Source organism: Streptomyces sp. NPDC043685 (genome assembly GCF_056436585.1).
In genome coordinates this window covers 460,233-486,737 of sequence record NZ_JBWKCH010000007.1, presented here as the reverse complement: position 1 = coordinate 486,737, position 26,505 = coordinate 460,233, and the positions used below count along the sequence as shown (strand labels likewise).

General features: G+C 71.5%; 21 protein-coding genes. 11 read left to right on the top strand and 10 right to left on the bottom strand.

Annotated features, from left to right (window positions below):
- The first annotated feature begins 408 nt into the window (after nt 1-408).
- Nucleotides 409-858 carry a PTS sugar transporter subunit IIA gene (locus tag AC0665_RS25380; RefSeq protein ID WP_468409825.1) on the top strand — a complete coding sequence of 150 codons (450 nt, stop codon included), beginning with the start codon at nt 409-411 and terminating at the stop codon, nt 856-858.
- Between the two features lie 77 nt (nt 859-935).
- Nucleotides 936-2,606 carry a phosphoenolpyruvate--protein phosphotransferase gene (gene ptsP / locus AC0665_RS25375; protein ID WP_468409827.1) on the top strand — a complete coding sequence of 557 codons (1,671 nt, stop codon included), beginning with the start codon at nt 936-938 and terminating at the stop codon, nt 2,604-2,606.
- 59 nt (nt 2,607-2,665) lie between these two features.
- Here the strand turns inward: ptsP and AC0665_RS25370 are convergent, their stop codons facing one another.
- Nucleotides 2,666-3,556, bottom strand: coding sequence for a hypothetical protein (locus AC0665_RS25370; protein WP_478705828.1), 891 nt, complete (start codon nt 3,554-3,556; stop codon nt 2,666-2,668).
- Between the two features lie 153 nt (nt 3,557-3,709).
- Complete coding sequence (locus AC0665_RS25365) at nt 3,710-5,677, bottom strand: acetoacetate--CoA ligase (protein ID WP_478705827.1); 1,968 nt, start codon at nt 5,675-5,677, stop codon at nt 3,710-3,712.
- A 210-nt stretch (nt 5,678-5,887) separates the two neighbouring features.
- Here AC0665_RS25365 and AC0665_RS25360 point away from each other — a divergent pair, with 210 nt between their 5' ends.
- Nucleotides 5,888-8,254: a glycoside hydrolase family 31 protein gene (locus AC0665_RS25360; protein WP_478705826.1), complete on the top strand. Its 2,367-nt coding sequence runs from the start codon at nt 5,888-5,890 to the stop codon at nt 8,252-8,254.
- Between the two features lie 18 nt (nt 8,255-8,272).
- On the opposite strand, the gene AC0665_RS25355 is transcribed toward AC0665_RS25360, so the two are convergent.
- Nucleotides 8,273-8,809: an NUDIX domain-containing protein gene (locus AC0665_RS25355; RefSeq protein WP_478705825.1), complete on the bottom strand. Its 537-nt coding sequence runs from the start codon at nt 8,807-8,809 to the stop codon at nt 8,273-8,275.
- A gap of 47 nt (nt 8,810-8,856) precedes the next feature.
- The gene (locus AC0665_RS25350) at nt 8,857-9,663 is read right to left on the bottom strand and encodes a M15 family metallopeptidase (protein WP_478705824.1); all 807 of its coding nucleotides are present in this window, start codon (nt 9,661-9,663) and stop codon (nt 8,857-8,859) included.
- 180 nt (nt 9,664-9,843) lie between these two features.
- On the opposite strand from AC0665_RS25350, the gene AC0665_RS25345 reads away from it, so the two are divergent.
- The 4 genes from AC0665_RS25345 (at nt 9,844) to glpK (ending at nt 14,823) form a co-directional block, all read left to right on the top strand.
- Complete coding sequence (locus AC0665_RS25345; RefSeq protein WP_468410694.1) at nt 9,844-10,269, top strand: Zn-ribbon domain-containing OB-fold protein; 426 nt, start codon at nt 9,844-9,846, stop codon at nt 10,267-10,269.
- Nucleotides 10,266-11,456 (top strand): lipid-transfer protein, encoded by a 1,191-nt coding sequence (locus AC0665_RS25340; protein ID WP_478705823.1) that lies wholly within the window; start codon nt 10,266-10,268, stop codon nt 11,454-11,456. Before AC0665_RS25345 ends, AC0665_RS25340 begins: the two co-directional genes overlap by 4 nt.
- A gap of 1,035 nt (nt 11,457-12,491) precedes the next feature.
- Nucleotides 12,492-13,286 carry an MIP/aquaporin family protein gene (locus AC0665_RS25335; RefSeq protein ID WP_363121192.1) on the top strand — a complete coding sequence of 265 codons (795 nt, stop codon included), beginning with the start codon at nt 12,492-12,494 and terminating at the stop codon, nt 13,284-13,286.
- A 19-nt stretch (nt 13,287-13,305) separates the two neighbouring features.
- Nucleotides 13,306-14,823: a glycerol kinase GlpK gene (gene glpK, locus AC0665_RS25330; RefSeq protein WP_478705822.1), complete on the top strand. Its 1,518-nt coding sequence runs from the start codon at nt 13,306-13,308 to the stop codon at nt 14,821-14,823.
- Between the two features lie 81 nt (nt 14,824-14,904).
- On the opposite strand, the gene AC0665_RS25325 is transcribed toward glpK, so the two are convergent.
- The 5 genes from AC0665_RS25325 to AC0665_RS25305 are packed head-to-tail and all read right to left on the bottom strand — an operon-like array spanning nt 14,905 to nt 19,812.
- A complete protein-coding gene (locus AC0665_RS25325; RefSeq protein WP_468409843.1) occupies nt 14,905-15,510 on the bottom strand; it encodes a GTP-binding protein in 606 nt (201 codons plus the stop codon).
- Nucleotides 15,491-15,859, bottom strand: coding sequence for a hypothetical protein (locus AC0665_RS25320; protein WP_478705821.1), 369 nt, complete (start codon nt 15,857-15,859; stop codon nt 15,491-15,493). The genes AC0665_RS25325 and AC0665_RS25320 overlap by 20 nt, the downstream gene beginning before the upstream one ends.
- 24 nt (nt 15,860-15,883) lie before the next feature.
- The gene (locus tag AC0665_RS25315; RefSeq protein ID WP_468409845.1) at nt 15,884-16,279 is read right to left on the bottom strand and encodes a DUF742 domain-containing protein; all 396 of its coding nucleotides are present in this window, start codon (nt 16,277-16,279) and stop codon (nt 15,884-15,886) included.
- A 9-nt stretch (nt 16,280-16,288) separates the two neighbouring features.
- Entirely contained in the window at nt 16,289-16,720 is a 432-nt protein-coding gene (locus AC0665_RS25310) for a roadblock/LC7 domain-containing protein (protein WP_363121188.1), read from the bottom strand.
- A complete protein-coding gene (locus tag AC0665_RS25305) occupies nt 16,717-19,812 on the bottom strand; it encodes a sensor histidine kinase (protein ID WP_478705820.1) in 3,096 nt (1,031 codons plus the stop codon). Before AC0665_RS25305 ends, AC0665_RS25310 begins: the two co-directional genes overlap by 4 nt.
- Before the next feature lie 419 nt (nt 19,813-20,231).
- Between AC0665_RS25305 and AC0665_RS25300 the strand changes: the two genes are divergently transcribed.
- A complete protein-coding gene (locus AC0665_RS25300) occupies nt 20,232-20,795 on the top strand; it encodes a hypothetical protein (RefSeq protein ID WP_478705835.1) in 564 nt (187 codons plus the stop codon).
- Between the two features lie 214 nt (nt 20,796-21,009).
- Here the strand turns inward: AC0665_RS25300 and AC0665_RS25295 are convergent, their stop codons facing one another.
- Nucleotides 21,010-21,333, bottom strand: coding sequence for a bifunctional 3-phenylpropionate/cinnamic acid dioxygenase ferredoxin subunit (locus AC0665_RS25295; RefSeq protein ID WP_478606313.1), 324 nt, complete (start codon nt 21,331-21,333; stop codon nt 21,010-21,012).
- 268 nt (nt 21,334-21,601) lie between these two features.
- On the opposite strand from AC0665_RS25295, the gene AC0665_RS25290 reads away from it, so the two are divergent.
- From AC0665_RS25290 to AC0665_RS25280, 3 genes are all read left to right on the top strand, one after another.
- Nucleotides 21,602-22,432: an IclR family transcriptional regulator gene (locus tag AC0665_RS25290; RefSeq protein WP_468636764.1), complete on the top strand. Its 831-nt coding sequence runs from the start codon at nt 21,602-21,604 to the stop codon at nt 22,430-22,432.
- A 363-nt stretch (nt 22,433-22,795) separates the two neighbouring features.
- Nucleotides 22,796-25,246: a GcvT family protein gene (locus AC0665_RS25285; protein WP_478705819.1), complete on the top strand. Its 2,451-nt coding sequence runs from the start codon at nt 22,796-22,798 to the stop codon at nt 25,244-25,246.
- A 35-nt stretch (nt 25,247-25,281) separates the two neighbouring features.
- Complete coding sequence (locus AC0665_RS25280; protein WP_478705818.1) at nt 25,282-26,430, top strand: aromatic ring-hydroxylating oxygenase subunit alpha; 1,149 nt, start codon at nt 25,282-25,284, stop codon at nt 26,428-26,430.
- The last annotated feature ends 75 nt before the right edge of the window (nt 26,431-26,505 follow it).

The following is a 26,505-nucleotide window of genomic DNA, read 5'->3' as shown; positions in this document are numbered from 1 at the left end:
CTGGCGTTGACTTTTGGCACGCTGTTGAGTTCTCAAGGAACGGTCGCTTCCTTTGTACTCACCCTCTCGGGCTTTCCTCCGGGCTTCCCTTCGGTGTTCCAAACTCTATCAGTGTTTTTCCGGCCTCCTGACCACCGTCCTGCAAGCATGCAGAAAGCGACCCGGAGATAGGATCTGACAAGTTGGTTGCTGCCCGGCCAGGACGCGAAGGTACGTCGCTCAGCCCCAAGCAGGAGTACGACTGTACACGCGGCCGTGGAGCGGGGGCAAATCCGTTTGCGGTATGGTCTAGACCACTTCGGAGTGCTCGCGCGGAACCGGCACTTCAGGTGACATACGCTGCTGAACAGTGTGCCGTCGGTACGTACAGAGACGGCCCTATCGATCTCCACCCCTGGGAGGCCTCCCATGACCACCGTGACGTCCCCGCTCGCAGGACGCGCCATCGGACTGGCAGCCGTGCCGGATCCCGTCTTCTCCGGGGCCATGGTCGGCCCGGGCACCGCGATCGACCCCGTACGTGAGCCCTCCGAGGCCGTCTCTCCCGTGGACGGCGTCATCGTCTCCCTGCACCCGCACGCCTTCGTCGTCGTCGACGAGAACGGCCACGGTGTGCTCACCCACCTCGGCATCGACACCGTGCAGCTGAACGGCGAGGGTTTCGAGCTGCTCGTGAACAAGGGGGACACCGTCACGCGCGGTCAGGGCGTCGTGCGCTGGAACCCGGCTGCCGTCGAGGCCGCCGGCAAGTCCGCGGTCTGCCCGGTCGTGGCCCTGGAGGCCACCGCCGAAGCTCTCTCCGATCTTCGCATCGACGGCGAAGTGAAGGCCGGCGACAGCCTCTTCCTCTGGAAGTGACGTCAGTGCCGTCGTACGGCGGCGAGTAGGACAACCAACGCGGCGGCGGGGCCCGCCGCTCTATCGGGACGGGTGAGATGGAGACAACGCTGCGAGGCGTCGGCGTCAGCCACGGTGTGGCGATCGGCGAGGTTCGGCACATGGGAACGGCGGTGCTCGAACCGCCTGCGAAGCAGATCCCGGCGGAGGAGGCGGAGCGTGAGCAGGGGCGCGCCCGCAAGGCCGTGGAGGCCGTGGCCGCCGACCTGATGGCGCGCGGCAATCTTGCCGGAGGCGAGGCCCAGGCGGTGCTCGAGGCGCAGGCCATGATGGCCCAGGACCCCGAGCTGATGGCCGACGTGGAGCGGCGGATCGCCGTGGGCAGCACGGCGGAGCGCGGGGTGTACGACGCGTTCGCCTCCTACCGCGAACTGCTGGCGGGTGCCGGTGAGTACCTGGCCGGTCGCGTGGCGGACCTCGACGACGTGCGGAACCGTATCGTCGCCCGTCTGCTGGGGGTGCCGATGCCCGGCGTCCCCGACAGCGACGAGCCCTACGTCCTCGTCGCCCGTGATCTCGCCCCGGCCGACACCGCGCTGCTGGACCCGACGCTGGTGCTCGGCTTCGTCACCGAGGAGGGCGGGCCGACCAGCCACAGTGCGATTCTGGCGCGTGCGCTCGGTGTGCCGGCCGTGGTGGCGCTGCCGGGTGCCAGTGAGATCGCCGAGGGCACGATGATCGCCGTCGACGGCAGCACGGGAGAGATCTTCGTGAACCCGAGCGACGAGAAGAAGGCGCAGCTGGAGGCGGCGGCCGCCGAGCGGAAGGCCGCGTTGGCGGCTTCGACCGGGCCCGGCGCCACGGCGGACGGTCACAAGGTGCCGCTGCTCGCGAACATCGGTGGTCCCGCTGACGTGGCGGCGGCAGTCGAGGCCGGTGCCGAAGGTGTCGGGCTCTTCCGTACGGAGTTCCTCTTCCTGGACGACAGCAAGCAGGCGCCGTCCGAGGAGAAGCAGATCGCCGCGTACCGGCAGGTGCTCGAGGCGTTCCCGGAGGGGCGTGTCGTGGTGCGCGTGCTGGACGCGGGCGCGGACAAGCCGCTCGACTTCCTCACGCCGGCCGACGAGCCGAACCCGGCTCTCGGCGTAAGGGGGCTGCGGACGCTGCTCGACCACCCGGACGTCCTGCGCACCCAGCTGACCGCGCTCGCGAAGGCCGCGGAGGGGTTGCCGGTCTACCTCGAGGTCATGGCCCCGATGGTCGCGGACCGTACGGATGCGCGGGCGTTCGCGGACGCCTGTCGTGAGGCCGGCCTGCGGGCGAAGTTCGGTGCGATGGTCGAGATCCCGTCGGCGGCGCTGCGGGCTCGCTCGATCCTCCAGGAGGTCGAGTTCCTGTCGCTGGGGACGAACGATCTCGCGCAGTACACGTTCGCCGCCGACCGTCAGGTGGGTGCGGTGTCCCGTCTGCAGGATCCGTGGCAGCCCGCCCTGCTCGACCTGGTGCAGCTGTCCGCCGAGGCGGCGAAGGCCGAGGGCAAGAGCTGTGGTGTCTGTGGTGAGGCCGCGTCCGACCCGCTGCTCGCGTGTGTCCTGACGGGTCTGGGTGTCACCTCCCTGTCGATGGGTGCCGCGTCGATTCCCTATGTCCGGGCGACGCTCGCGAAGTACACGCTGGCGCAGTGCGAACGGGCCGCCGCGGCGGCGCGGGCGACGGACAGTGCCGAGGATGCGCGCAATGCGGCGCAGGCGGTGCTGTCGGGCGAGTAGGCCCGGTGCTGGTCGGCGAGAGGCGCTCCACCAGGTGAGGTGGGGCGCCCCTCGCGCGTTCAGTGCTGGTGTCCCCGGGTGGGTTTCTGCTCCCCGAGGTCGGGCGGCGCGCAGTAGTCGACGTTGGATTCGGGGGAGATGGGGTCTCCGGATTCCACGTCGGTGCAGTAGGCGTCGAAGACCTCTCCCGCGGTGAGGGGTTCGAGTCCGCGTGCGCGCATGCGCCAGCCGTAGACGCGGTCGGGTGTGCCGGGGGCGCTGGCGCGGACGACGAGTCCGCCGGGGCTGCCGGTGGCGAGGCCGAGCGCCAGGACTGTGGTGAATTCCAGGGCTTCGGTCTCGTCGAGTTTCAGTTCGTCGCTGTCGTCGGTGGTGTGGAGGGCGGCGAGGAGCGGTTCGGGCGGTCCGGTGACGCTGCAGACCAGGTGGCGGTGGCCGGGCGGGGCTGTGTCGAGGATGCGGACGAGGAGGTCAGAGGCTCGGGTGAAGGCGGCCCGTCCGATGTCTTCGCCGCAGGTGGCGCAGGCGCCCAGGCGGGCGAGGAGGGTGGTCGCGTACTCCCAGGTGGCGTGGCGGACGGCCTCGTCGACGAGGGTCGGGAGCAGGTCGGCCAGCGGCCGGCCGTCGTAGGGCAGCGTCGGGCCGGTGAGCGCGATGTGCGCGGTGAAGCGTGTGCGGCTCGACGGACTGTCGGGGTCGAGGTTGTGCCGTGTGCAGAACTCGGCGTACTCCTCGGGGTCGAAGAGGGCCACGGTGGTGTGGCTGCCCTGGAGGGCTCGGGTCTTGAGGAGGCCCTCCACCTGTTTCAGGTAGGTCGCGTGGTCGTCGAAGGCGAAGCTGCGGTAGCGCCGCATGGCTCGGAAGTCGTGCTCGTCGGTCAGCAGGCCGATGGTGCCGGCGATCTCGCGGCGCAGGACGCGTCGCATGGTCCGGTGGTCGGTGTGCGCCATTGGTTCCCCCTGTGCACGGTCGATCAATGCTCACTCACAGTAACCGGTGGCACTGACAATGCAGGGGGGAGCGAGTGGATCCAGGAGAAGTAGCAGGTCACGACCCTGTTCGTCGTGACCTGCGTTCCAGGCGTGCGGTGACGTGCAGTAGCGTCAGGCGCGTTTGCGGGCCAGGTCCTCGTAGAAGTTCAGCAGGTCGAGGTCGTCGATGGAGCCCGGGTTGACCGCCTTCTCCAGCGGGGTGCCCTGGAGGAGCCGTTTGACGGGGACCTCGATGCGCTTGCCGGTGAGGGTGTGCGGGACTCCGGGGACTTCGATGATCTCGTCGGGGACGTGTCGTGGTGACAGGTGCTCGCGGATGGTCTGCTTGACGCGGTCGCGCAGGGCGTCGTCGAGGACGGCTCCGGGGGCCAGGTGGACGAACAGGGGCATCCAGTAGCCGCCGTCGGGCTGCTCGATGCCGATGACCAGGGACTCCTTGATCTCGGGGAGTCGTTCCACGGCTTCGTAGATGTCGGCGGAGCCCATGCGGACGCCTTGGCGGTTGAGCGTGGAGTCGGAGCGGCCGTGGATGACGACGGAGCCGCGGGCGGTGAGGGTGATCCAGTCGCCGTGCCGCCAGACGCCGGGGTAGGTGTCGAAGTAGCTGTCGTGGTAGCGGCTGCCGTCGGGGTCGTTCCAGAAGTGGATGGGCATGGACGGCATGGGGTTGGTGACGACCAGTTCGCCGACCTCGTCGACGAGGGGGTTGCCGCTCGGGTCCCAGGACTGGAGGTCGGTGCCGAGGCAGGGGGCCTGGAGTTCGCCGACGTGGACGGGGAGGGTGGGCACGGCGCCGGCGAAGCAGGAGCAGACGTCGGTGCCGCCACTGACGGAGGCGATCCACAGGTCGTCGCGGACCTCGTCGTGGAGCCAGCGGAAGCCGTCGGGCGGCAGGGGTGAGCCGGTGGTGGCGACGCACTGGACGGCGGAGAGGTCGAAGTCGCGGGAGGGGTGGACACCGGCTTTGCGGCAGGCCATGACGTAGGCGGCCGAGGTGCCGTAGAGGGTGGCCTTCGTGCGTTCGGCGATGCGCCACTGGGCTCCGGTGTCGGGGTAGCCGGGGCTGCCGTCGTAGAGGACGATCGTGGTGCCGGTGAGTAGGCCGGAGACGAGGAAGTTCCACATCATCCAGCCGGTCGAGGTGTACCAGAAGAAGCGGTCCTCGGGGCCGAGGTCGCAGTGCAGGCCCAGCTGTTTGAGGTGCTCGACCAGGATGCCGCCCTGGGACTGGACGATGGCCTTGGGCAGGCCGGTCGTGCCGGAGGAGTAGAGCACCCACAGAGGGTGGTCGAAGGGGACCTGCTCGAAGACGGGGTCCGTGTCGGTGGAGGTGAGGGCCGACCAGTCCAGGGCGCCCTCGGGTGCCTCGGTGCCGAGGAGCGGGATGTGGATCACGGCCCGCAGGGTGGGCAGTTCGCGACGGAGTTCGGCGACGACGTCGCGTCGGTCGTGTTCCTTGCCGCCGTAGCGGTAGCCGTCGACGGTGAAGAGCACGACGGGTTCGACCTGCTGGAAGCGGTCGAGGACGCTGCGGGCGCCGAAGTCGGGCGCGCAGGAGGTCCAGACCCCGCCCACCGCGGCTGTGGCGAGGAGGGCGACCACGGCCTGCGGGACGTTGGGGAGGTAGCCACTGACGCGGTCGCCGGGGCGTACGCCGAGCGCGCGCAGTTCGGCGGCCAGGGAGCCCACCTGGCGGCGCAGTTCGGCCCAGGTGACGGGGCGTGGTTCGTGCGTCTCGTCGACGTGCAGGAGGGCCGGTTCGTCCGCGCGGGTGCCGGCGGCGCGCAGGGCGTGCTCGGCGTAGTTGAGGGTCGCTCCGGGGAACCACTGGGCGCCCGGCATCGAGCGATCGCCCAGCACGCGCGCGTAGGGGGTCGAGAAGCGGACGTCGAACCACTCCGTGACGGCTTTCCAGAAGGTGTCCAGAGCGTCGACGGACCAGCGCTGCAGAGCCGGGTAGCCGCCCTCGGCGGGGGCGCCGTGGTGCTCGGCGGCCCAGGCCTGGAACCTGGTGATCCGTGCGCGGGCGATGCGCTCGGGGTCTGGCTGCCAGAGCGGCTGGGGACTCTCGGTCGACATGTCGGCTCCCGGACTGTGCGCGTCGTGTGCGTCCTCCGCGCACGGGCTGGGGTGTGCGCGTGAGCGGCTGGCACGGACAATGCCATGTGATCGACTTCGGCACCAGGGTGCGCCCCACATAGTCCGTGTCGTGAAGATGTGGTCCTGCCACGGGTGAACGGCAGTTGAACGACACCCGTGCGCAGGACGGTCAGTGGCAGGGTGAGCAGCATGAACGGTCGTGACCTGGTGCGTTCGGTGAAAGCGGTGGGTTCGGTGGGGGCGGCGCAGGGTGTGCGTACCGTACGAGCAGCGTGGCGCAGGCGCCGGGCCGACGCCACCGGGCTGCCGGTGCGGGGGGCGGAGCGGGCGCGAGTGCCCGGGCCCGTGCAGGACGCGGAGCCGGGGCCGGGGGGCGGTGTCGTCCGGTTCAGCCGGTCGGAGCTGCGGGTTCTCGTCGCCGTGAACGGGGCGGTGTTCTGGGGCTGGGACGGAGCCGGGCCCGAGCCGTCGTACGCGCTGGCCGGCCGCTGCCCTGAGCCGGATCCCCGGGCGGTGCTGGAGCCGGACAAGGACGGCGGCTGGCGCGTGGTGGCCGAGCGGGTGACGGTCGTGATCTCGCGGCACGGCGCGGTCGAGGTGCTCACTCCCGGTGGGGTGTCCCTGCGGCGTGATCTGCCGCCGCGCTGGTGGGAGCCGGTCGGCGGCGGACCGGCGCGGTGGATGCAGCGGTCGGAGGTGAGCGCCGACGCGCGGTTCTTCGGGCTCGGCGGGCGGGCCTCGGGTCCTCGGTTGAGGGACGGGACGTACCGGCTGTGGAACACCGATCCGGGGCGCGCCTTCACGCCCGGGGACGATCCGCTGTACATCACGATGCCGGTGCAGGTGGTGGTGTCCGACGGCGGTACGCATCTGGTGTTCCACGACAGCTCGTGGGACGGCACGGTGACACTGCGGGAGGGTGAGGAGGGCGCGGGTTCCGGGCACGACCGTGTGGGGACGAGCGAGCTGCGGATGGACGGCGGTCCGCTGCGCTGCTGGGTGATGGTGGGGACTCCCGCGCGCGTGCTGCTCGCCTGGGCGTCTCTCACGGGGGCGCCGGCCCTGCCGCCCGCGTGGGCGCTGGGGCACCATCACGCGCGGTGGGGATTCGGCAGTGAGGAGGAGGTGCGGCGGATCGTCGCGGGCTATGTGGAGCATGGTCTGCCACTCGACGCGGTGCACCTGGACATCGATCACCTCGACGCGCATCAGGTGTTCACCGTCGACCAGGACCGCTTTCCGAAGCTGCCCGTGCTGGCCGAGGAACTGCGGCGGGACGGCGTCCGGCTGGTGTCGGTCGTCGATCCGGCGGTGCGGGCGCTCGCCGGCAACGCCGTGTACGACGGCGGGGTGGCCGAGGAGGCGTTCGTGCGGTGCGCCTCCGGGGAGGTCGTGGAGGGGGTCTCGTGGCCTGGGGAGGTGGTGTTCCCGGATTTCACGCACGCGCGTGTGCGGGAGTGGTGGGGCGGCCTCTACGAGGAGCGGCTCGCCCAGGGCTTCTCGGGGTTCTGGCACGACATGAACGAGCCCACGTCGTTCGCCGCGTTCGGGGAGTCGACGCTGCCTCGTTCGGCCCGGCACTCTCTGGAGGGGCGGGGCGGTGACCATCGTGAGGCGCACAACGTGTACGCCTTGTGCATGGCCAGGGCCGGCTTCGAGGGTCTGCGGAGGCTCGCGCCCGAGGAGCGGCCGTTCGTGTTCTCCCGCTCCGGGTGGGCCGGCATGCAGCGCTACGGAGGCACCTGGTCGGGGGGCGTGGCCACCGGCTGGCCGGGGCTGCGGGCGTCTTTGGCCCTGGTGATGGGCCTGGGGCTGTGCGGCGTCCCGTACTCGGGCCCGGACGTCGGGGGCTTCGACGGGCATCCCTCCCCCGAGCTGTATCTGCGGTGGTTCCAGCTGGGCGCGTATCTGCCGCTGTTCCGTACGCACGCGAGTCTGCGGGCGGGGCGCAGGGAGCCGTGGGAGTTCGGTGACGAGGTGCTGGGGCACGCGCGCGTGGCGCTGGTCGAACGCCGGCGGCTGCTGCCGTACTTCATGACGCTGGCGCATCTGGCGCGGCGAACCGGTGCGCCCTATGTGCGACCTGTGTGGTGGGGGGCGCCGGAGGAGCGGGCGCTGCGTGACTGCGAGGACGCCTTCCTGCTCGGTGACAGCCTGCTGGTGGCGCCGGTGCTTGACCCCGGCGCCGACCGGCGTGCGGTGCGGCTGCCGCGGGGGCGCTGGTACGACACCGCCACGGGGCGGGCGTACGAGGGGCCCGGTCGGGTCCTCGTCGACGCGCCCTTGTCGCGGATCCCGGTGTTCGCGCGCGCGGGTGCCGTGCTTCCGGTACGTGGAGAGGACGGCGGGCTGGAGCTGGAGGTGTGGGCGCCCGCCCGGGGACGGACCGGAGGCGGTCTGGTCGTGCCGGACGGGGGCGAGGGGTGGGACGAGCCGGAGATCGAGCGCTACACCGCTAGGTGGGTGGGCTCGCGGGTGGTCGTCGAGCGGGAGGGTGAGGGCGGCGACGGTGCGCCGCCCTACCGGGTGCGCGTCCGCGGGGAGGGTGGGGACTGAGGGCGGAGGCGGCCGGCCTCAGATGTACCGGCCCTCGAACCAGGCCCGTACCGCGAGGGTGTGCAGGGGGAAGGCGAGCTCTTCCGGCCTGCGCAAGAGGTGCCAGCCGTCCGTCTCGTCCGTGGCGGTAGGGTGCGGCAGGCCTTCGACCGGGCGTTCCGGGAGGAGACCGAAGAGCAGCAGATGCCCGTCGGGTGAGCTCATCGCGTCGACGAGCCGTACGTCCCGGCCGGCCGCGTCGATGCCGGTTTCCTCTCTGAGCTCGCGTATGACGGCCTGCCGCCAGTCCTCCCGGTCGTCGATGTAGCCGCCGGGCAGGGCGATGCCCCCGCGCGCGGGAGCGATGGTTCGGGTGATGACGACCAGGGCGGTGCCCTTGGTGTCGTACACGGGCTGGAGGGCCACCGCGACCGGGAGCGGATTGCGGTAGGCCACGGCGCCGCACGCGGGGCAGGTGCGGGGCCAGCCGGCGTGGCCCTCTCCGTAGGGCGCGCCGCAGCTCGAACAGTGGGAGTTCGGTGCGGAGTTGGGAGCGGAGTGCTGAGTTTCGGACACGCGGCGGACTGTAGCCGATCACGGAGAGGGCGCCTCGGGCAGGCGGCTCAGTGAGCGCCTGCCAGCGACTTCCTGGACACGGGGAAGTCGAAGTACGTGTCCGGATAGAGCTCGGGCTTGAAGGTGTAGTGCCACCACTCCTCGGCCAGGTTCACGAAGCCTAGGCCTTGCAGGGTGCTCTTGAGCAGCAGCCGGTTGGCGCGCTGCCGGCCCTGGATGCGCGGGTCGAGGGTGTGCGAGAGGGTGTCGAAGCAGTCGAAGCCGGTCCCCATGTCGATCGAGTTGTCGGGGAACCGCTCGCTCCGGGGCGCGAAGCACGGCACGAGGGGCTCCCCGGGGCGGTAGGGCCGGGTCGGTTTCGCCGGGAGTCGGACGAGGGTGACGTCCAGGGTCGAACCGCGGCTGTGGCCGGATTTCGCCGCGATGTACCCGTCGGTGAAGAGGCGGGTCTTGTCGACGTTCGGGTAGAACTCGCCCTTCATGGCCTCGTCGTCGAGGTCCTCGGCCCAGCGGACGAAGTGGTCCACGGCTCGCTGCGGCCGGTAGCAGTCGTACACCTTGAGTGAGTAGCCCTTGCGCAGGAGCCGGCGCTGGGCCTGGTGGAGGGCTTCGGCGGCGGGGCGGGTGAGGATGCACAGGGGCTGCTCGTAGCCGTCGATGCGCTCGCCCACGAAGTTGTGCGGGGTGAAGTAGCGCATCTCCTGGATGATCGTCGGGTCCACGCTTCTGAGTGCCACGAAGTCTTTCGGCGCCTTGGGGTCGGTGCCGGGCCGGGCGGTCGCGGGGGCGGTCGCCGTCAGCAGGACGGCGACGGCGGTGAGCAGGGCGCGTGCCACCGTGGTGAGTCGTGTCATGCACCTGCGTCTATCAGCAACGGGTGCGCCGGGAAAGGGACCGCGTGCTCCGTGGCGCGTGCGCGCCGCTCCGGGCACGCGGCCTGCCGACTTCCGACGGCGCGTGGCAGACTTCTGACGTTCCGTCAGATTCACCGACGCGGTCTGCGGGAGGGCACTGTGACGCGTGTACGGACACCTGTGGTGGCGGGGTGGTTCGCCGGGGACGGGGACGACTTCCGGCTGATCGGCACGCGCTGTGCGGCGTGCGCCTCGGTCTTCTTCCCCCGCGAGGACCATCACTGCCGCAACCCGGACTGCGCGGGTGGCGCGTTGCAGGAGATCCCTCTCTCGCGACGTGGGCGCGTCTGGTCGTTCACGGACAGCCGCTACCGGCCGCCGTCACCCTACGTGACCGATCCGGAACTTCCGTGGGAGCCGTGCACGTTGATCGCTGTGGAGCTGGAGGCCGAGCGGATGGTGGTCCTGGGACAGGCTGCTCCCGGGATCACCGTCGCCGGTCTGGCGGTGGGCATGGAGGTGGAGGTCGTGCCCGGCGTGCTCCATGAGGACGCGGAGACGACCTGGACGACCTGGCACTGGCGGCCGACGGGGGTGGGGGCATGACGGAGGACGTGGCGGTTCTCGGCGCGGGCATGCACCCGTGGGGCAAGTGGGGGCGCGGCTTCGTGGAGTACGGCGTCACAGCGGCCCGCGCGGCGCTCGCCGACGCGGGGCTGGAGTGGCGGGACGTCGACGCGGTGGTCGGGGCGGACACGGTGCGTGGCGGTTATCCCGGATATGTCGCCGGGGCGACATTCGCGAAAGCACTTGGCTGGCAGGGGGCGCGGGTCACCAGCGTGTACGCGGCGTGCGCGTCCGGGGCGCAGGCGATCGACGCCGCGCGGGCCCGGATTCTCGCCGGGCTCGCCGATGTGGTGCTCGTCGTGGGGGCCGATGCCGCCCCCAAGGGATTCTTCCGTCCTGCGGGCGGGGACCGGCCCGACGACCCCGACTGGCTGCGGTTCCGGATCCTCGGGGCGACCAACCCCGTGTACTTCGGGCTGTACGCCCGCAGACGCATGGCTCAGCACGGCGACACACCGGACGACTTCGCTCAGGTGAAGGTGAAGAACTCGGCGATGGGAGCGCTGAATCCCCTCGCGCGCTACCGCGACCGTGTCACCGCGGAGGAGGTCGCCGCCTCCGCCGTCGTCGCCGACCCGCTGCGGCTGCTGGACATCTGTGCGACCTCGGACGGCGGGGCGGCGTTGGTGCTCTCGAGCCTGGAGTTCGCGCGCCGGCACGGGCAGGCGCGGCCGGTGCGGATCCGGGCCGTGTCCACTGTGACACCGCGTTACCCGAACACCGTGCTGGATCTGCCGGACATCGCCACCGACTCCGCGGCGGCGGTGGATCCGCCCGACCGGACTTTTCGGAGTTCGATAGCCGGCGCCGCCTACGAGGAGGCGGGTGTCGGACCGGAGGACCTGTCGCTCGCCGAGGTCTACGACCTGTCCACGGCCCTGGAGTTGCAGTGGTACGAGGACCTGGGACTGTGTGGTGCGGGCGGGGGCGTCAAGCTGCTGCGGGACGGGGCGACGGCCCTGGGCGGGCGCATACCGGTGAACGTCAGCGGCGGACTTGCCTCCTTCGGAGAAGCCGTTCCGGCGCAGGCGATCGCCCAGGTGTGTGAGCTGGCGTGGCAGTTGAGGGGTGAGGCGGGTGACCGGCAGGTCGTGGGGGCGCACGTGGGCATCACCGCGAACCAAGGGCTGTTCGGGCACGGGTCGGCGGTGATCGCGGTGCGGTGAGCGGTGACAGCCCGGTGCGGATTCGAGCCTCCGTTGTTCGCTGCGCGGACGCTGTGTGACGAGCCGGGGCCGCTCGTCGCCGTGGAGGGTGTGGAGCAGCGACGAGCGCGGGTGGTGGTCCGGCGCGGTTCTCGGGACGGGCCCTTGATCCTGCTCGGCGGGATGGCGGTCGGCGGTGGCGGGCGGTGACGCCGGGCCCGGTGCGGCTGCCAGGCGGGTGGCTCGGGGCACGAGCGTCGTGCGGCTTTCAGGGCCGTGCCACGGCGTGACCCGCCGTTCGAGCCGGGCGGCAGACTCACCTCTCGTCCGGCTTTCCCGGGGCGTGGGAAACCCCTGAGCCTGCCAGGACCCGGCGGGCCGCCAGGACGCCACCAAGCCCTCCGTCCGACTGCTCAGGCGGAGTCCCGGGGGCGTGGGGATCCCGGGTTCCGCCAGGGCGTGCCCCTGTGTGGGCGGGGTCGCACCGCCGGGCCGGGCGGGCGCGACGGCGTCGTCGAAGCTCCTGCGGTTGAGAACCCGCCAGGTCAGGTGGATCCTGGACGGTAGCAAGCGAGGAGTCGGGTGTGGGCCGGGATGTCGCCCTCGGGCGGAGCCCGGTGGAGGCCGGACGCCATCACAAGTGCCTCGCGCGGCTCTTCCAAGGCCCGCGCGGGTCCGGACCAGATCTGAACAACGACGCGACCGGGCACCGCCGTGGCCGAGCAACCGGCCCCCCGGCCCGGCAAGAGCCCGGCGGCCGTCGGACGGCCGTCATCCGTTGCGGTCGGCTGCCTTGACGCCCCTTTGGCGCCGGTGAACACTTCCGGTGTCAGTCGACATCGCCGTACATACGCGGCGTAATCCGGCACTGCGGCGCGCTGATGCGCCTGCGCCAAGGCCCGGTCCTCCACGGGCGGTTCGGCTGCCACGGCACGCTCGTCACGGAAGCCGGGCGGGGCGCGGGACCTCCCGCCTCCGGCTGACGTAGCCACGGGAAACGCACCTTGCAGGTGAGAACCGGGGCGGATCGTCCCGGGCCAGGGCTGAGGAGCCGCCATGAGCAACGGAGACATTTTCGTCGGCGAGATGATCGGCACGGCGATTCTGATCCTGTTCGGTGCCGGGGTGTGTGCCGCCGTCACCCTCAGGTTCTCGAAGGCGCGGGCCGCGGGGTGGGTGGTGATCGCGTTCGGCTGGGGTTTCGGCGTGCTGGCAGGCGCGTACACCGCCGCTCCCCTCTCCGGAGGGCACCTCAACCCGGCCGTCACCCTCGGCCTCGCCGTCGACACCGGCGTGTGGGACAAGGTCTGGATCTATGTGCTGGGGCAGCTCACCGGCGCCATGATCGGGGCCGTCCTGTGCTACCTCGTCTACCTGGCCCAGTTCCGGGCCAACGTGCGGCAGACGGGCACCACGGAGGGCACCGTGGACGAACCGGTTCCGACGCTGGGCATCTTCTCCACGATCCCCGAGATCCGGAACCCGGTGGCCAACCTGATCACCGAGATCCTGGCCACCATCGCCCTGGTGCTGCCGCTCCTGGCCCTGGTGGGCAACAACCGGCACGTCGAGGGCATCGGCATCGGGCTGATCCCCGGCCAGGAGGGCATCTACGGGTCCGGCATCGCGATCCTGCTGGTCGCCCTGCTCGTCGTCGGCATCGGCCTGTCCCTCGGTGGCCCCACCGGCTATGCCATCAACCCGGCCCGTGACCTCGGGCCGCGCATCATCCACTCCATCCTGCCGATCCAGAACAAGGGCACGTCCGACTGGGGCTACTCGTGGATCCCCGTCGTCGGTCCGCTGATCGGCGGCCTGCTGGGTGGCGTCATCTACAACGCAGCCTTCTGAACCAGCCGAAGGGGTAGCCATGACGGACAACTCCGCGAAGTACGTCGCAGCCATCGACCAGGGCACCACGTCGAGCCGCTGCATCGTCTTCAGCCAGGACGGCGCGATCGTCGCCGTGGACCAGCGCGAGCACCGCCAGATCTTCCCGAAACCCGGCTGGGTGGAGCACGACGCCACGGAGATCTGGTCCAAGGTGCAGGCCGTGGTGGCGGGAGCACTGGCCAAGGCCGGTCTGCGGGCCGAGCATCTGAGCGCGATGGGGATCACCAACCAGCGCGAGACGACCCTGCTGTGGGATCGCGCCACGGGCAAGCCGGTGCACAACGCGATCGTCTGGCAGGACACTCGGACGGCGGCGCTCTGCAACCAGCTGGGCGGCTCGGACGGGCAGGACCGCTTCCGCGAGCAGACGGGTCTGCCGCTGGCGACCTACTTCTCGGGGCCCAAGGCGGCCTGGCTGCTCGACAACGTGCCCGACCTGCGGGCGCGTGCCGAGCGCGGCGAGATCGCCTTCGGCACGATGGACTCCTGGCTGATCTGGAACCTCACCGGCGGGACGGACGGCGGGCAGCACGTCACCGACGTGACCAACGCCGGGCGCACCATGCTGATGAACCTGGAGACCCTCGAGTGGGACCCCTCGATCCTGTCGGCGATGAACATCCCCGAGGCCATGCTGCCCGAGATCCGGTCCTCCTCCGAGGTGTACGGCACCGCCGTGGGCCAGCTCGCCGGGGTCCCCGTGGCCTCCGCGCTGGGCGACCAGCAGGCCGCGGTGTTCGGCCAGGCCTGCTACGACGTGGGCACCGCGAAGAACACGTACGGCACGGGCAGCTTCCTGCTGCTCAACACCGGCAGCCGCCCGGTGGCGTCGAAGAGCGGTCTGCTGACGACCATGGGGTACAAGATCGGCACCGAGGCGCCGGTCTACTGCCTGGAGGGCGCGATCGCCATCACGGGCGCGCTGGTCCAGTGGTTCCGCGACCAGCTCGGCATCATTCGTACCGCCGACGAGATCGAGCCCCTGGCGGCCAGTGTGGAGGACAACGGCGGCTCGTACATCGTGCCGGCGTTCTCGGGCCTGTTCGCGCCGTACTGGCGCTCCGACGCCCGCGGTGTGATCACCGGCCTGACCCGCTACGTCACCAAGGCGCACCTGGCGCGCGCGGTCCTGGAGGCCACGAGCTGGCAGACGCGCGAGGTCGTGGACGCCATGTACCAGGACTCCGGGGTGCACATCACCACCCTGAAGGTCGACGGCGGCATGACGAAGAACAACCTGCTGATGCAGCACCAGTCCGATGTGCTCGACGTGCCGGTGGTACGGCCGAAGGTCTCCGAGACGACATGTCTGGGCGCCGCGTACGCGGCCGGTCTGGCCACCGGGGTGTGGAACGACCTCGACGAACTCAAGGCGCACTGGCAGAAGGACGTCGAGTGGACGCCGAACATGGAGGCGTCCGTGCGGGACCGCGAGTACCACAACTGGCGCAAGGCCGTGGAGAAGAGCTTCGGCTGGGAGGAGGGCGACAGCTGACCACGCGCGCCTGCAACGCCGGGTCCGACGGCGGCCCGTACCCCGTGCGGCGGGGTACGGGCCGCTCGGGCGGGGGCGGTGTCAGCCGGACACGGCCTCACGGCGGTCGGCCGCGTACGCCATGGCGTGCTGGACGACACCGATGAGCGCTTCCTTGACCGACTCCCGGTCACGGGCGTCGGTCATCATCAGCGGCACGCCTTCGTCGAGGTCGAGGGCCTGGCGGACGTCCTCGACCGGGTAGCGGGGGGCACCTTCGAAGCAGTTGACGCCGACGAGGAACGGTATGGAGCGCCGTTCGAAGTAGTCGACGGCGGCGAAGCTGTCCTCCAGGCGGCGGGTGTCGGCGAGCACGACGGCCCCGAGCGCGCCCTCCGACAGCTCGTCCCACATGAACCAGAACCGCTCCTGGCCCGGTGTGCCGAAGAGGTACAGCACGAGGTCCTCGCGCAGCGTGATGCGGCCGAAGTCCATGGCCACGGTGGTGGTGTGCTTGCCCTCCACGCCGCTGATGTCGTCGACCGGGCGCCCGGCCTCGGTGAGCAGCTCCTCGGTGCGCAGCGGTCTGATCTCGCTGACCGCGCCGACGAGCGTGGTCTTGCCCACGCCGAAGCCGCCGGCCACCAGGATCTTGAGCGTGACGGGCTCGACCGGAGGCTTGCCGCGCTCAGAACGCCCGAAGATCATCGATCTCTTCTCCTGCTTGATGGGGGTCGGGCGACGGCGGGCCGTGGCCCGTGCCGCCTGGGTTTTCGATGAGGAGTACGTCGCCGGTGACGTCCGCGCTGTGACTGCCGCCGGTTCGGGTCATGGTGCCGTCGGCCGGGGCGCCGGCGACGAGGTGTGCGTGCGGGTCGAGGGCGGCGCAGGAGAAGTCCGGGCGCTCCCCGACACGGAGGTGTTCGACCGCGGTGCCGGCACGGTGTGCGGGGCCGGACGGGAGCGGCTCGCGCGTGAGCGGCCGGGCGTCCGGGTGCAGGGCGAGGACGTCGGTGCGGGTGTCGCCCCGATCGTCCCGGAACTGCCGGCCGGTCATGTCAGTACCCCGCTTCCACGCTGCTCATAGCGCCCGGAGGCCGTTGATCACATCGCGCAGAATGCTCTCGTCCGGCAGCTCGGCAGGCGGTACGGGCCGGTTCACATGGACGAACTCCGCGTCCACGAGATCTCCGACGAGGACCCGTACCACCCCGATGGGCAAATCGAGTTCCGCTGCGAGTTCGGCGACCGACTGCGGGTCGTCGCGGCACAGTTCGACGATGTCCACGTGCTCCGGGGAGAGCATGTGGTCCGCTTCCGGGTCGTCCGCGTGCGGCTCCACGACCACGACCGCGATCAGGTCCAGGCGGTGCTGGCCCTGGCTGCTGGTGCGGCCGCGGGTCATGGCGTACGGACGGACGACCGGTCCGGCCTCGTCGTCGAACCAGTGGCTTCTTCCCTGACCGTCAGCGCTCATGTCATCCCACTACCCGCCCGCGGGCAGATCGGTGCGTGGGGCGGCGGCCAGATGCGCGCCCACCCGCTTCACGAGGAGCGTCATCTCGTAGGCCACCTGCCCGACGTCCGAGTCGGCGTCCGAGAGGACGGCCAGGCAGCTGCCGTCGCCGGCCGCCGTGACGAACAGGAAGGCGTCGTCGAGTTCGACGACCGTCTGGCGGACGTTGCCGGCCTCGAAGTGGCGTCCCACGCCCTTGGCGAGGCTGTGGAACCCGGAGGCGACGGCGGCGAGGTGCTCGCTGTCCTCCCTGGTCAGTTCCTTGGAGACACCCGTCGGCAGTCCGTCGCCGGAGAGCACGAGGGCCTTGCGGATGCTCGCGACGCGGTCGACCAGGTCGTCGAGGAGCCAGTTCAGCTCGCCCGTGTTGGTCGTGTGGCCGGTCGGCTTCGGTGCGGTCATCGACCGTCCCCCTCTGTCGTTCCTTGTGGTGCTGTGCCGCTGGGGGTTGCTTCGCCCGCGGCGTTCTCCTCACGGCCGCGCTGCCAGCCGCGCTGGAGCGAGGCCATGCGGCTTCTGACTTCGTCGGCGTCGCGTTCGACGTTCTCGGTTCTGTCGTCGGTACGCGGCTGCGCGCTCCGCTTGAGCTGCGGGGCCAGGTTGGCCTGCCGGACGCGCCGGGGCAGCGGCGTGGTGCCGGAACCCGGCCGGGGTGCGGAGCCGGTGTCGCCGCCCGCCGCGCCCGAGCCGGCCGCGGGGAGCGAGGGGCCACCGGTGGCCTGTGCCGTGGAGCCGGAGAAGCGGTCGGACCCGTGCGGGCCGCTCGCTGCGACCTCCCCGCGGCGGGTCCGCCTGGGCAGAGCGGACGACTCCGACCGGTCACCGAGGGCGCTGCCGGGCGGGACCGGGGATCCGACGTGGTCCTCGTCGCGGTCGGCGGCGCCGATGCCACGGCGGGCGGAATCGGTTCCTCGACGGCGGGCGGGCAGCGGCGGCGGAGTGTCCGGCCGGTCCTCGCCCCGCCGGCCACCGGGCGAGGAGCCCTCGGTACGGCGCCGGGCCGGGAGGGCGGAGGCGGGCTCGGATCCGGACCGCCCTGAGCCCGGCTCGGATCCCGGCCGGCCGGAGACGGGCTCCTCGCCGCGGCGGCGCTGTGGGAGCGCGGAGGCGGGACCCGGCTCGGACCGGCCGGTGGTCGTGGTCGGCTCCTCGTCCGTCCTCCCCCGCCGGGCACGCTGGCCGGTGACCGGACGGCCGTGCGAACTGACGAGCTTGGGGGTGTGGCGGCGGGACAGCGGGACCGGAGCGCTCAGCCCCTCCTCGCCGTCGGTCCGCTCCACCGCGCCCCGGGCGTCCGCAGGATCGCGGCGCGGATCGGCGCGGCGTCCCGCCGTCTCGTCGGGGGCGCGGGTGAGCGAGTGGCGGGGGCGGAACAGGCCGCCGTGCTCGCCGTCCTCGTCCTCGACGGCGCCGGGGAAGTCGTCGACGGTGTCCAGGCCGACGGGTGCCTCCAGCTCCACCGGACCGTCCAGCAGCGAGGCGGGCAGGCCGGGACGCTGGGCGGACGCCTGGGACAGCGCGGCGCGGCGGTTGTCCTGCGGCTCGCTGTCCGGCGCGAGTCGGGGACGGTCGAGCCGGAACCCGATGCCGTTCGTGTCGGGCACGTCGTCCGTGAGAAGCGCGTCGGGGATGAAGACCACGGCGGTCGTGCCGCCGTAGGGGGAGGGCTGGAGGGAGACCCGGACGTTCTGCCGCTGGGCGAGTCGGCTGACCACGAACAGGCCGAGCCGGTCGGTGTCGGAGAGCTCGAACTCCGGGGTCTCGGCGAGCCGGAGGTTGGCGTCGAGGAGCGCTTCGGCGGCCATGCCGAGGCCGCGGTCGTGGATCTCCAGCGTGAAGCCGTTGGCGACGCGCTCGCCCAGGACCTGGACGGCGGTGTGCGGCGGCGAGAAGACGGTGGCGTTCTCCAGGAGTTCGGCCACGAGGTGCGTGAGGTCGGCCACGGCCGGGCCGCTGATGGCGATCCGCGGGAGGCGGCGGACCTCGATGCGCTCGTAGTCCTCGACCTCGGCGACGGCGGCGCGTACGACGTCCATGAGCTGGACGGGTTTGCGCCACTGACGGGAGGGCGCCGCGCCGGAGAGGATGACGAGGCCCTCGGCGTGCCGGCGCATGCGGGTGGTCAGGTGGTCGAGGCGGAACAGGTCGGCGAGTTCCTCGGTGTCCTCGGTGCGGCGCTCCATGGCGTCGAGCAGGGTGAGCTGCTTGTGGAGCAGGACCTGGCTGCGGCGTGCGAGGTTGACGAAGACCTCGGAGACGCCGGCGCGCAACTCGGCCTGCTTGACGGCGGCTTCGACGGCGGCGCGCTGGAGGGTGTTGAGGGCCTGGCCGACCTCGCCCATCTCGTTCTTGTCGTATTCGAGGCGCGGGACCTCGGTCTCGACGTCGACCTGCTCCCCCGCCGAGAGGCGGCGCATCACGCTGGGGAGCCGCACTCCGGAGGCCTCGTGGGCCTCCAGACGCAGCTGCCGCAGATCGCGGATGAGGGTGCGGCCGACGCGTACGGACAGGAAGAGGGAGAGCAGGAGCGCGATCAGGCCGAGGGCGCCGGCGACGACCGCCTTGGCGATGACGCCGACGGCGACGGGGTGGACGCGGTCCTGATAGCGGTCGTTGGCCTGGTCGTTGAGGGTGCCGAGCTCGTCGAGCACGTTGCCGGCTGCGCTGTCCCAGCTCTTGGCGGAGACGCCCCGGGGCGTCCCGGTCCCGGAGGAGACGGCGGCCCGCTCGGCCACGCGCAGGGGGGCGGAGGAGGCGTTCCTCCAGAAGCTCTGGTAGCGGTCGCGCTCGGCCACGGGCAGCAGCGGCAGGTTGACGTCGTACATCAGGGTGCGCTGGGCCACGAGGTCGGAGACGGCGCGCTCTTCGGAGTGGGAGATCCGGCCGACGATCAGGGCGGAGCCGAGGAGGGCGTCCTCGCGCGAGAGCAGTTCACGGGCGCGGGCGAGATTGACCAGCGCGCGGTACTGCTTGTCCAGTTCGATGTTGTCGACGACGTGGAGGTTGGCGAGGAGGACGTAGCAGGGGTCGACGAGCCGGTTGTAGAGGTCGAGGGCCTGGGTGCGGTTGACGGTGCCGTCCTCGACGCTGCGGCGCAGCGACTCGATGCCGTCGAAGGCGTCCAGGACCGCGGTCAGCCGCTCGTCGGTGTCCGCTCCCATCGCGTCGCGCACGTCCGGGTTCCGGGCGTTCTCACGGATGCGGCCGACGGCCTCGTCGGTGGCGGTCCGGCTGCGGCGGAGCGCGGCGAGACCGTCGGAGGCGCGGGGGTCCGCGAGGTGGACGAGGGTCTGGCGGCGTTCCTCCTGGAGGACACGGACGGTGTCCTCGATGGGGTAGCCGATCTTCTCCACCACGGACGACACGTTGAACAGGTCGGCCGCCTCACGTCCCGTGAGCACGGTGGCGAAGGTCCAGATCGCGGTCAGGGACACCAGCGGCACGAGGAGCAGCGCCACGATCTTCCGGCGGATGGACTTCCCGCGAAAGCGCATGGCCTCCCCCAGCTCGGGCCCCCGGCTACCCGGGGTACACATGTGCGTCAACAAACGGCGCGAGCCTACTACCGACCCGCGGGGAACTCGAAGACCGGTCCGGAGCCTGAACTTCCGCGCGGGCCGCGCGGCGTCGGGAGTTGTCCGGGCATTACGGGAGTTGTCTCCCCGAAACCGGTGGTGAGGGTGTGAGGCAATCCCCGTGACCGGCCAGGGCGGTTGGCTGAAATTTTTCGCTTTCCGGGAATCTTCGTGAGGAGTTGTTCGTCCTACCTCTTGGGAAACGGGGGGGGAATCGGCCACAGGAGCCGCGTCCCGCACCCGGGCGGCGTAAAACAGCGCAAGCCGGGCAGCCACTGGGGAGCACGGGTCTTCGGATGCGAGCGAGCGGTCTGCTGGCGGTGGGGAGTGACACGGTGATGGGCACGGCGGAACAGCGCGGTGCGTCCAGGGCGGGTTGGGCGCGGCTGACGGAGCATCGGACTCCCGAGGTGACCGGTCGGAGGGTTCCCGAGGGCGTGGCGGAGCCCGTGGAGCGGGAGACCGGGGTTCTGACCCACGAGGTGGGTCGCGAGGCTCGGGAACAGCGGCGTTACCGGCCCCTGTGGGTCGAGGAGCCCGCGCGGCGGCGCCGCCTGCCGGATCCGGTACGGACGGCGGCGGTGCGGGCGGTCCTCCTCATAGCCGTGACGCTGATCCAGGCGATGGTGGCGTTCCTGTGCACGATGGCCGGGTCCTGGCTGGCGTTCCCGATGGTGATCAGCAGTGTGGTCAGCACGATCGCCGCCACCTGGGGAGCGCTCGACGTGTGGGTGACGCGCCAGGTGTGGCACCAGCGCAACGGCGTGGTGTCGGTGCCGAGCAGCACGGCCCGGGCACTGCGGCGCGAGCGGCGCCGGGCCCGGCGGCAGGAGCGGGCCACCGAGCGGACACAGGGGCGGATACGCCGGCGGGGTGGCGCCGGGCAGCTGTCTCATTCGTGAGGCGTACGGCCTGAGGCGTGTTCGGCATCTCTTGCCGGCTCTCGATGCCTGACGCCCGAAGCACTGTCGGTGGCACGAGCCACGGCGAGGTGTCCCTGGCGGGTGAGCCGGCCGAGGGCGGCGCACGCGCGGAGCTCACCGGCGGCGATGCGGCACACGCGCGGAGCTCACCGCGGCCGCCGTACCGCTGCTCGCAGCGACCCGCGCTACACGTTCACGCCGCTGTCCCCTCCTCTTCCGCCGGGTGGACGTTGATGAAGCCGTCGTCGACGGTGACGCGGTGGGTGCGGACGGGGCGGCGGGCCGGGAGGCAGGTCGGGTTGCCCGTGCGCAGGTCGAACGAGGCGGCGTGCAGCGGGCATTCGACGAGGCAGCCCTCCAGCCAGCCCTCGGAGAGGGAGGCGTCCTGGTGGGTGCAGGTGTCGTCGATGGCGTAGAGCTCGCCGTCGTCGGTGTGGAACACGGCGACGGGCGGGGTCGTCTCGACGCGGAGGGACTCACCCTTCGGAAGGTCTTCGAGGCGGCAGACGGGAATCACGGGCCCCCCTCTCGGTCCGGGACGCGTGGTCCGGACCGGTTCGGCCAGACTGTGGGCAGTTCCAGGCAGTGCCGGGACCGGGGCGGATCCGGGCACGGCAGGGCAGGAGTACGTTCCCGGTCGAGATCCGGGCGCTTCGGTGACATGATGTTTCACATGGCGCATGAGCAAGCGCCATACGCAACAGAGTCCGGGCGGGGCGACCGTCGCGTCAAGGGGTTCCCGCACATGCGGCCCGAACAGGGCGACAGGTGGTGAAAGTTCGGCCATGACCCGCACGCGGAAGCAGTCCGGCCAGGAGGCGAACGGCGCGGAGAGCGGAGCCAGGCAGGGCGGCAGGGGCGCGGCCGGCGCCGTGCAGTCGGTGGACCGCGCCGTGAGCGTGCTGGAGATCCTCGCCCGGCACGGCGAGGCGGGGGTGACCGAGATCGCCGACGAGCTGGACGTGCACAAGTCCACGGCGTTCCGGCTGCTCGGCGTGCTGGAGAACCGCGGCCTGGTGACCCAGGCGAAGGACCGCGGCAAGTACTACCTGGGCGCCGGCGTCCTGCGCCTCGCGGGGGCGGCGGCCGTGCGGCTGGACGTCTCGCAGGAGGGCGTCCCGGTGTGCCGGGAGCTCGCCGACGAGCTGGGTGAGACGGTCAACATCGCCGTCCTGGACGACGACGCGGCGGTCAACATCATGCAGGCGCGCGGCACGGCGTCGGTCACCGCGCAGAACTGGCTAGGGCGGCGCACCCCGCTGCATGCCACGGCCAGTGGCAAGGTGCTGCTCGCCCATCTGCCGCCGACCCTGCGCGAGGGGCTGCTGGCGCGTCCCCTGCACCGCTTCACCGAGCGCACCACGACGGCCGCCTCCCTGCTGCGGGGCGAGTTGGACACCGTGGTGCAGCAGGGGTTCGCGACCACGATGGAGGAGCTGGAGATCGGCCTGGCGGCCGCGGCGTCCCCGGTCCGGGCGCACGACGGCAAGGTCATCGCCTCGCTCAGCGTCTCGGGGCCGGTGTACCGGCTGAGCCAGGAGCGGCTGCCGGAGGTGGCCAAGCGCACGGAGGCGGCCGCGATCGAGCTGTCCCGTCGCATGGGATACGGCTTCTGACGTAGCCGGGCCGGTCACCGGCCACACGGAAGACGGCGCGGGATCAGGTGAAACGCCTGGTCCCGCGCTGGTGTGCGGTGGGTGGCTCTCACCCGTCCCACCCGTGGTCCACGGGTTGGCCCGAAGCATGCCCCGCGCCTCTTGACGGGTCCTCGACGGCGTTCCCACTATGTTTCTCATCGCGCAACCCGTCGTGCAATGCGCAACAGCAGAGGAGCTGGATGTGCCCCACGAGGTGCCGACCGGGCGGGCTCCCTGTGGCGATGGCCGCGGCCCGTCCCCTGAACCTCCGGATTCCCCGTCAGCTCCGCGGTCCGACGCCCCACTCCCCCACCGCCTTCCACCGTCCCGGCAAGGAGGGGCATGTCCGGCACACCCGAGAACCCCCGCGTGGTCGTCATCGGCGCAGGCATCGTCGGCTGCTCCCTCGCGGACGAACTGACCGCCCGCGGCCTGCGCGACGTCACCGTCCTCGAACAGGGGCCCCTGCCCGCCCCCGGCGGCTCCACCTCGCACGCGCCCGGCCTCGTCTTCCAGACCAACCCGTCGAAGACGCTCACCGCCCTGGCCCGCTACACCGTCGAGAAGTTCGGCTCCCTCGCCGTCGACGGCGTCCCCTGCTTCCAGCAGGTCGGCGGCCTGGAGCTGGCCACCACCCCCGAACGCCTCGCCGAGCTGCACCGCAGAGCCGGTTACGCCGCCTCCTGGGGGGTGCGCGGCGAGATCGTCGACGCCGCGCGCTGCAAGGAACTGTGGCCGCTGATCGACGAGTCGGTGGTCCTCGGCGGCTTCCACACCCCGGACGACGGCCTGGCGCGGGCCCTGCTCGCCTGCCGTGCCCAGCTGGCCCGGGCCACCGCGCGGGGCGCCCGCTTCCTCGACCGGCACACCGTCACCGGCATCGAACGTAACGCCGGCCGGGTCACCGCCGTCGTCACCGACCAGGGCACCTTCCCGGCCGACCACGTCGTCTCGGCGGCGGGATTCTGGGGGCCGGTCATCGGCCGCATGGCCGGTGTCGACGTGCCTCTGCAACCGCTCGCCCACCAGTACGCCCGGACCGGGCCGCTCCCCGAGCTCAGCGGCGCCACCGCCGAGGCCTCGAAGCCGATCCTGCGTTTCCAGGACCGCGACCTGTACTTCCGCGAGCACACCGACCGCATCGGCATCGGCTCCTACGCCCACCGGCCCCTGCCCGTCGACCCGTTCGCGGTCCTGCCGTACGACGAGGCCCGGGCCCGCAACATGGACATGCCGTCCTCGTACCCCTTCACGGAGGAGGACTGGGCCCCGAGCTGGGCCGACTGCCGGCACCTCATGCCCGCCCTGCGCGAGGCCGAGATCGAGGCGGGCTTCAACGGCGTGTTCTCCTTCACCCCGGACGGCATGCCGGTCCTGGGCGAATCCCGGCGGCTGCGCGGCTTCTGGCTGGCCGAGGCCGTCTGGGTCACGCACTCCGCGGGCGTCGCCAAGGCGGTCGCCGAGTGGATGGTCGACGGACGGCCGTCGATCGACCTGCACGAGTGCGACCTCACGCGGTTCGAGGAGGCCCAGCGCTCACCGTCGTACGTCCTCGAACGCGGGGCGCGGCAGTTCGTCGAGGTGTACGACGTCATCCACCCGCTCCAGCCGATGGAGCGGCCGCGGCCGCTGCGGGTCAGCCCCTTCCACGCCCGGCAGCAGCGGCTCGGCGCGTACTTCCTGGAGGGCGGCGGCTGGGAGCGCCCGCACTGGTACGAGGCGAACGCCCCGCTCGTCGACGCCCTCGGCCCCCTCCCCGAGCGTGACGCGTGGTCGGCCCGGTACTGGTCCCCCATCGCGGCGGCCGAGGCCAAGGCGACCCGCGAGGGCGTCGCCCTCTACGACATGACACCCCTGCGCCGCCTCGACGTCACCGGCCCCGGAGCCCTGGACTTCCTCGACCGCATGACCAGCAACAACCTCCGCAAGAAGCCCGGCGCGGTCACCTACACCCTGCTCCTCGACGAGTCGGGCGGCATCCGCTCCGACCTCACCGTGGCCCGCCTGGCCCCCGACCGCTTCCAGATCGGCGCCAACTCCCCCGCCGACCTCGACCGGCTGCTGCGGCACGCGCCCGCCGGCGTCCACATCCGGGACATCACCTCCGGCACGTGCTGCGTCGGGGTCTGGGGCCCGCTCGCCCGCGACCTCGTCCAGCCGCTCACCCCGGACGACTTCTCCCACGAGGCCTTCGGCTACTTCCGGGCCGGACAGACGTACATCGGGCACGTCCCGGTGACGGCGATGCGGCTCAGTTACGTCGGAGAGCTCGGCTGGGAGCTGTACACCACCGCCGATCTGGGGTTGCGGCTCTGGGACACGCTGTGGGAGGCCGGGCAGGAGCTCGGGGTGGTCGCGGCGGGCCGCTCGGCGTTCAACTCCCTGCGCCTGGAGAAGGGTTACCGTGCCTGGGGCGTCGACATGACCGACGAGCACAACCCGTTCGAGGCGGGCGTCGGCTTCGCGGTCCGCATGGACCGGGACGACTTCGTCGGCAAGGCGGCCCTGGCCCGGGCCGGTGCGCCCACCCGCCGTCTCACGCCCCTCCTCCTCGACGCCCCGGACGCCGTCGTCCTCGGCAAGGAGCCGGTCCATGTCGACGGCGCCCCGGCCGGCTACGTCACCAGCGCGGCGTACGGCTACACGCTCGGCCGCTGCGTCGCCTACGCCTGGCTGCCCGCGGGTCTCACCACGGGCACCGGTGTGCAGATCGAGTACTTCGGCGAGAAGGTCCCGGCCACGGTCGCGGACGAGCCGCTGTTCGACCCGCAGATGACGCGCATCCGCCGCTAGGGGACCACACCTTGGCCTCTTCGAGGAGCAACCACGTGACTACGACCCCGACCACCCCGAGCCTGATCGCCACCCTCCCCGGGCGCTACTACACCGACCCGGACGTCTTCCGGCAGGAGCAGGAGCACATCTTCGAGGCGCTGTGGTTCTGCGCGGTCCGCAGCCGTGACCTCGACCGGCCCGGCGCCTTCCGCACCGTCCAGGCCGGTCGCGAGAACGTCATCATCACCCGCACGCGCACGGGCGAACTGCGCGCCTTCCTCAACGTGTGCCGGCACCGCGGGGCCCGGCTGTGCGCGGAGGAGTCGGGCGAGGTCCGCCGCACACTCCAATGCCCGTACCACGCCTGGACGTACGACCTCGACGGCAAGCTCATCGCGGCGCCCCATCTGGTCAAGATGCCGGACGTCGACCGTGCCGCGTACGGGTTGATCAAGGTGGCGCTGCGCGAGTGGCTCGGCTACGCCTGGGTGTGCCTCGCGGACGAACCGCCGTCCTTCGAGGAGACGGTCGTGCACGCGGCCGTCGAGCGGCTCGGGGACGTCGCGGCGATCGATCACTACGGCACGGAGAACCTCGCGCTCGGCACCCGCATCACCTATGACGTGAGGGCGAACTGGAAACTGATCGTCGAGAACTTCATGGAGTGCTACCACTGTGCGACGATCCACCCCGAACTGACCGAGGTGCTGCCGGAGTTCGCCGACGGGTACGCCGCCCAGTACTACGTGGGGCACGGCGCCGCGTTCGGGGAGCAGGTGAAGGGCTTCACCGTCGACGGCGGCGAGGGCTTCGGCAGGCTTCCGGACGTGAGCGCCGATCAGGACCGCCGCTACTACGCCCTCACGGTCAAGCCGGCCGTCTTCGTCAACCTCGTCCCCGACCACGTCATCCTGCACCGCATGTTCCCGCTCGCCGAGGACCGCACGGTCGTGGAGTGCGACTGGCTGTACGCGCCCGAGGTGGTGGAGTCCGGGGCGGACGTGTCGAGGTCGGTGGAGCTGTTCCACCGCGTCAACGAGCAGGACTTCGCAGCCTGTGAACGCACGCAGCCGGCGATGTCCTCCCGCGCGTACCGCGAGGGCGGTGTGCTGGTGCCCACCGAGCACCACATCCGGATCTTCCACGAATGGCTCGTCGAGCGGCTGGGAGGCGGACGGGCGGGATCTGCTCCTCCCCGGTGAGGCACCACGGGACGAAGCACCTCTGGCGCAACACCCGTCCCACGCCCCAGGGTTGGTCCGACCGACCGACCCCCG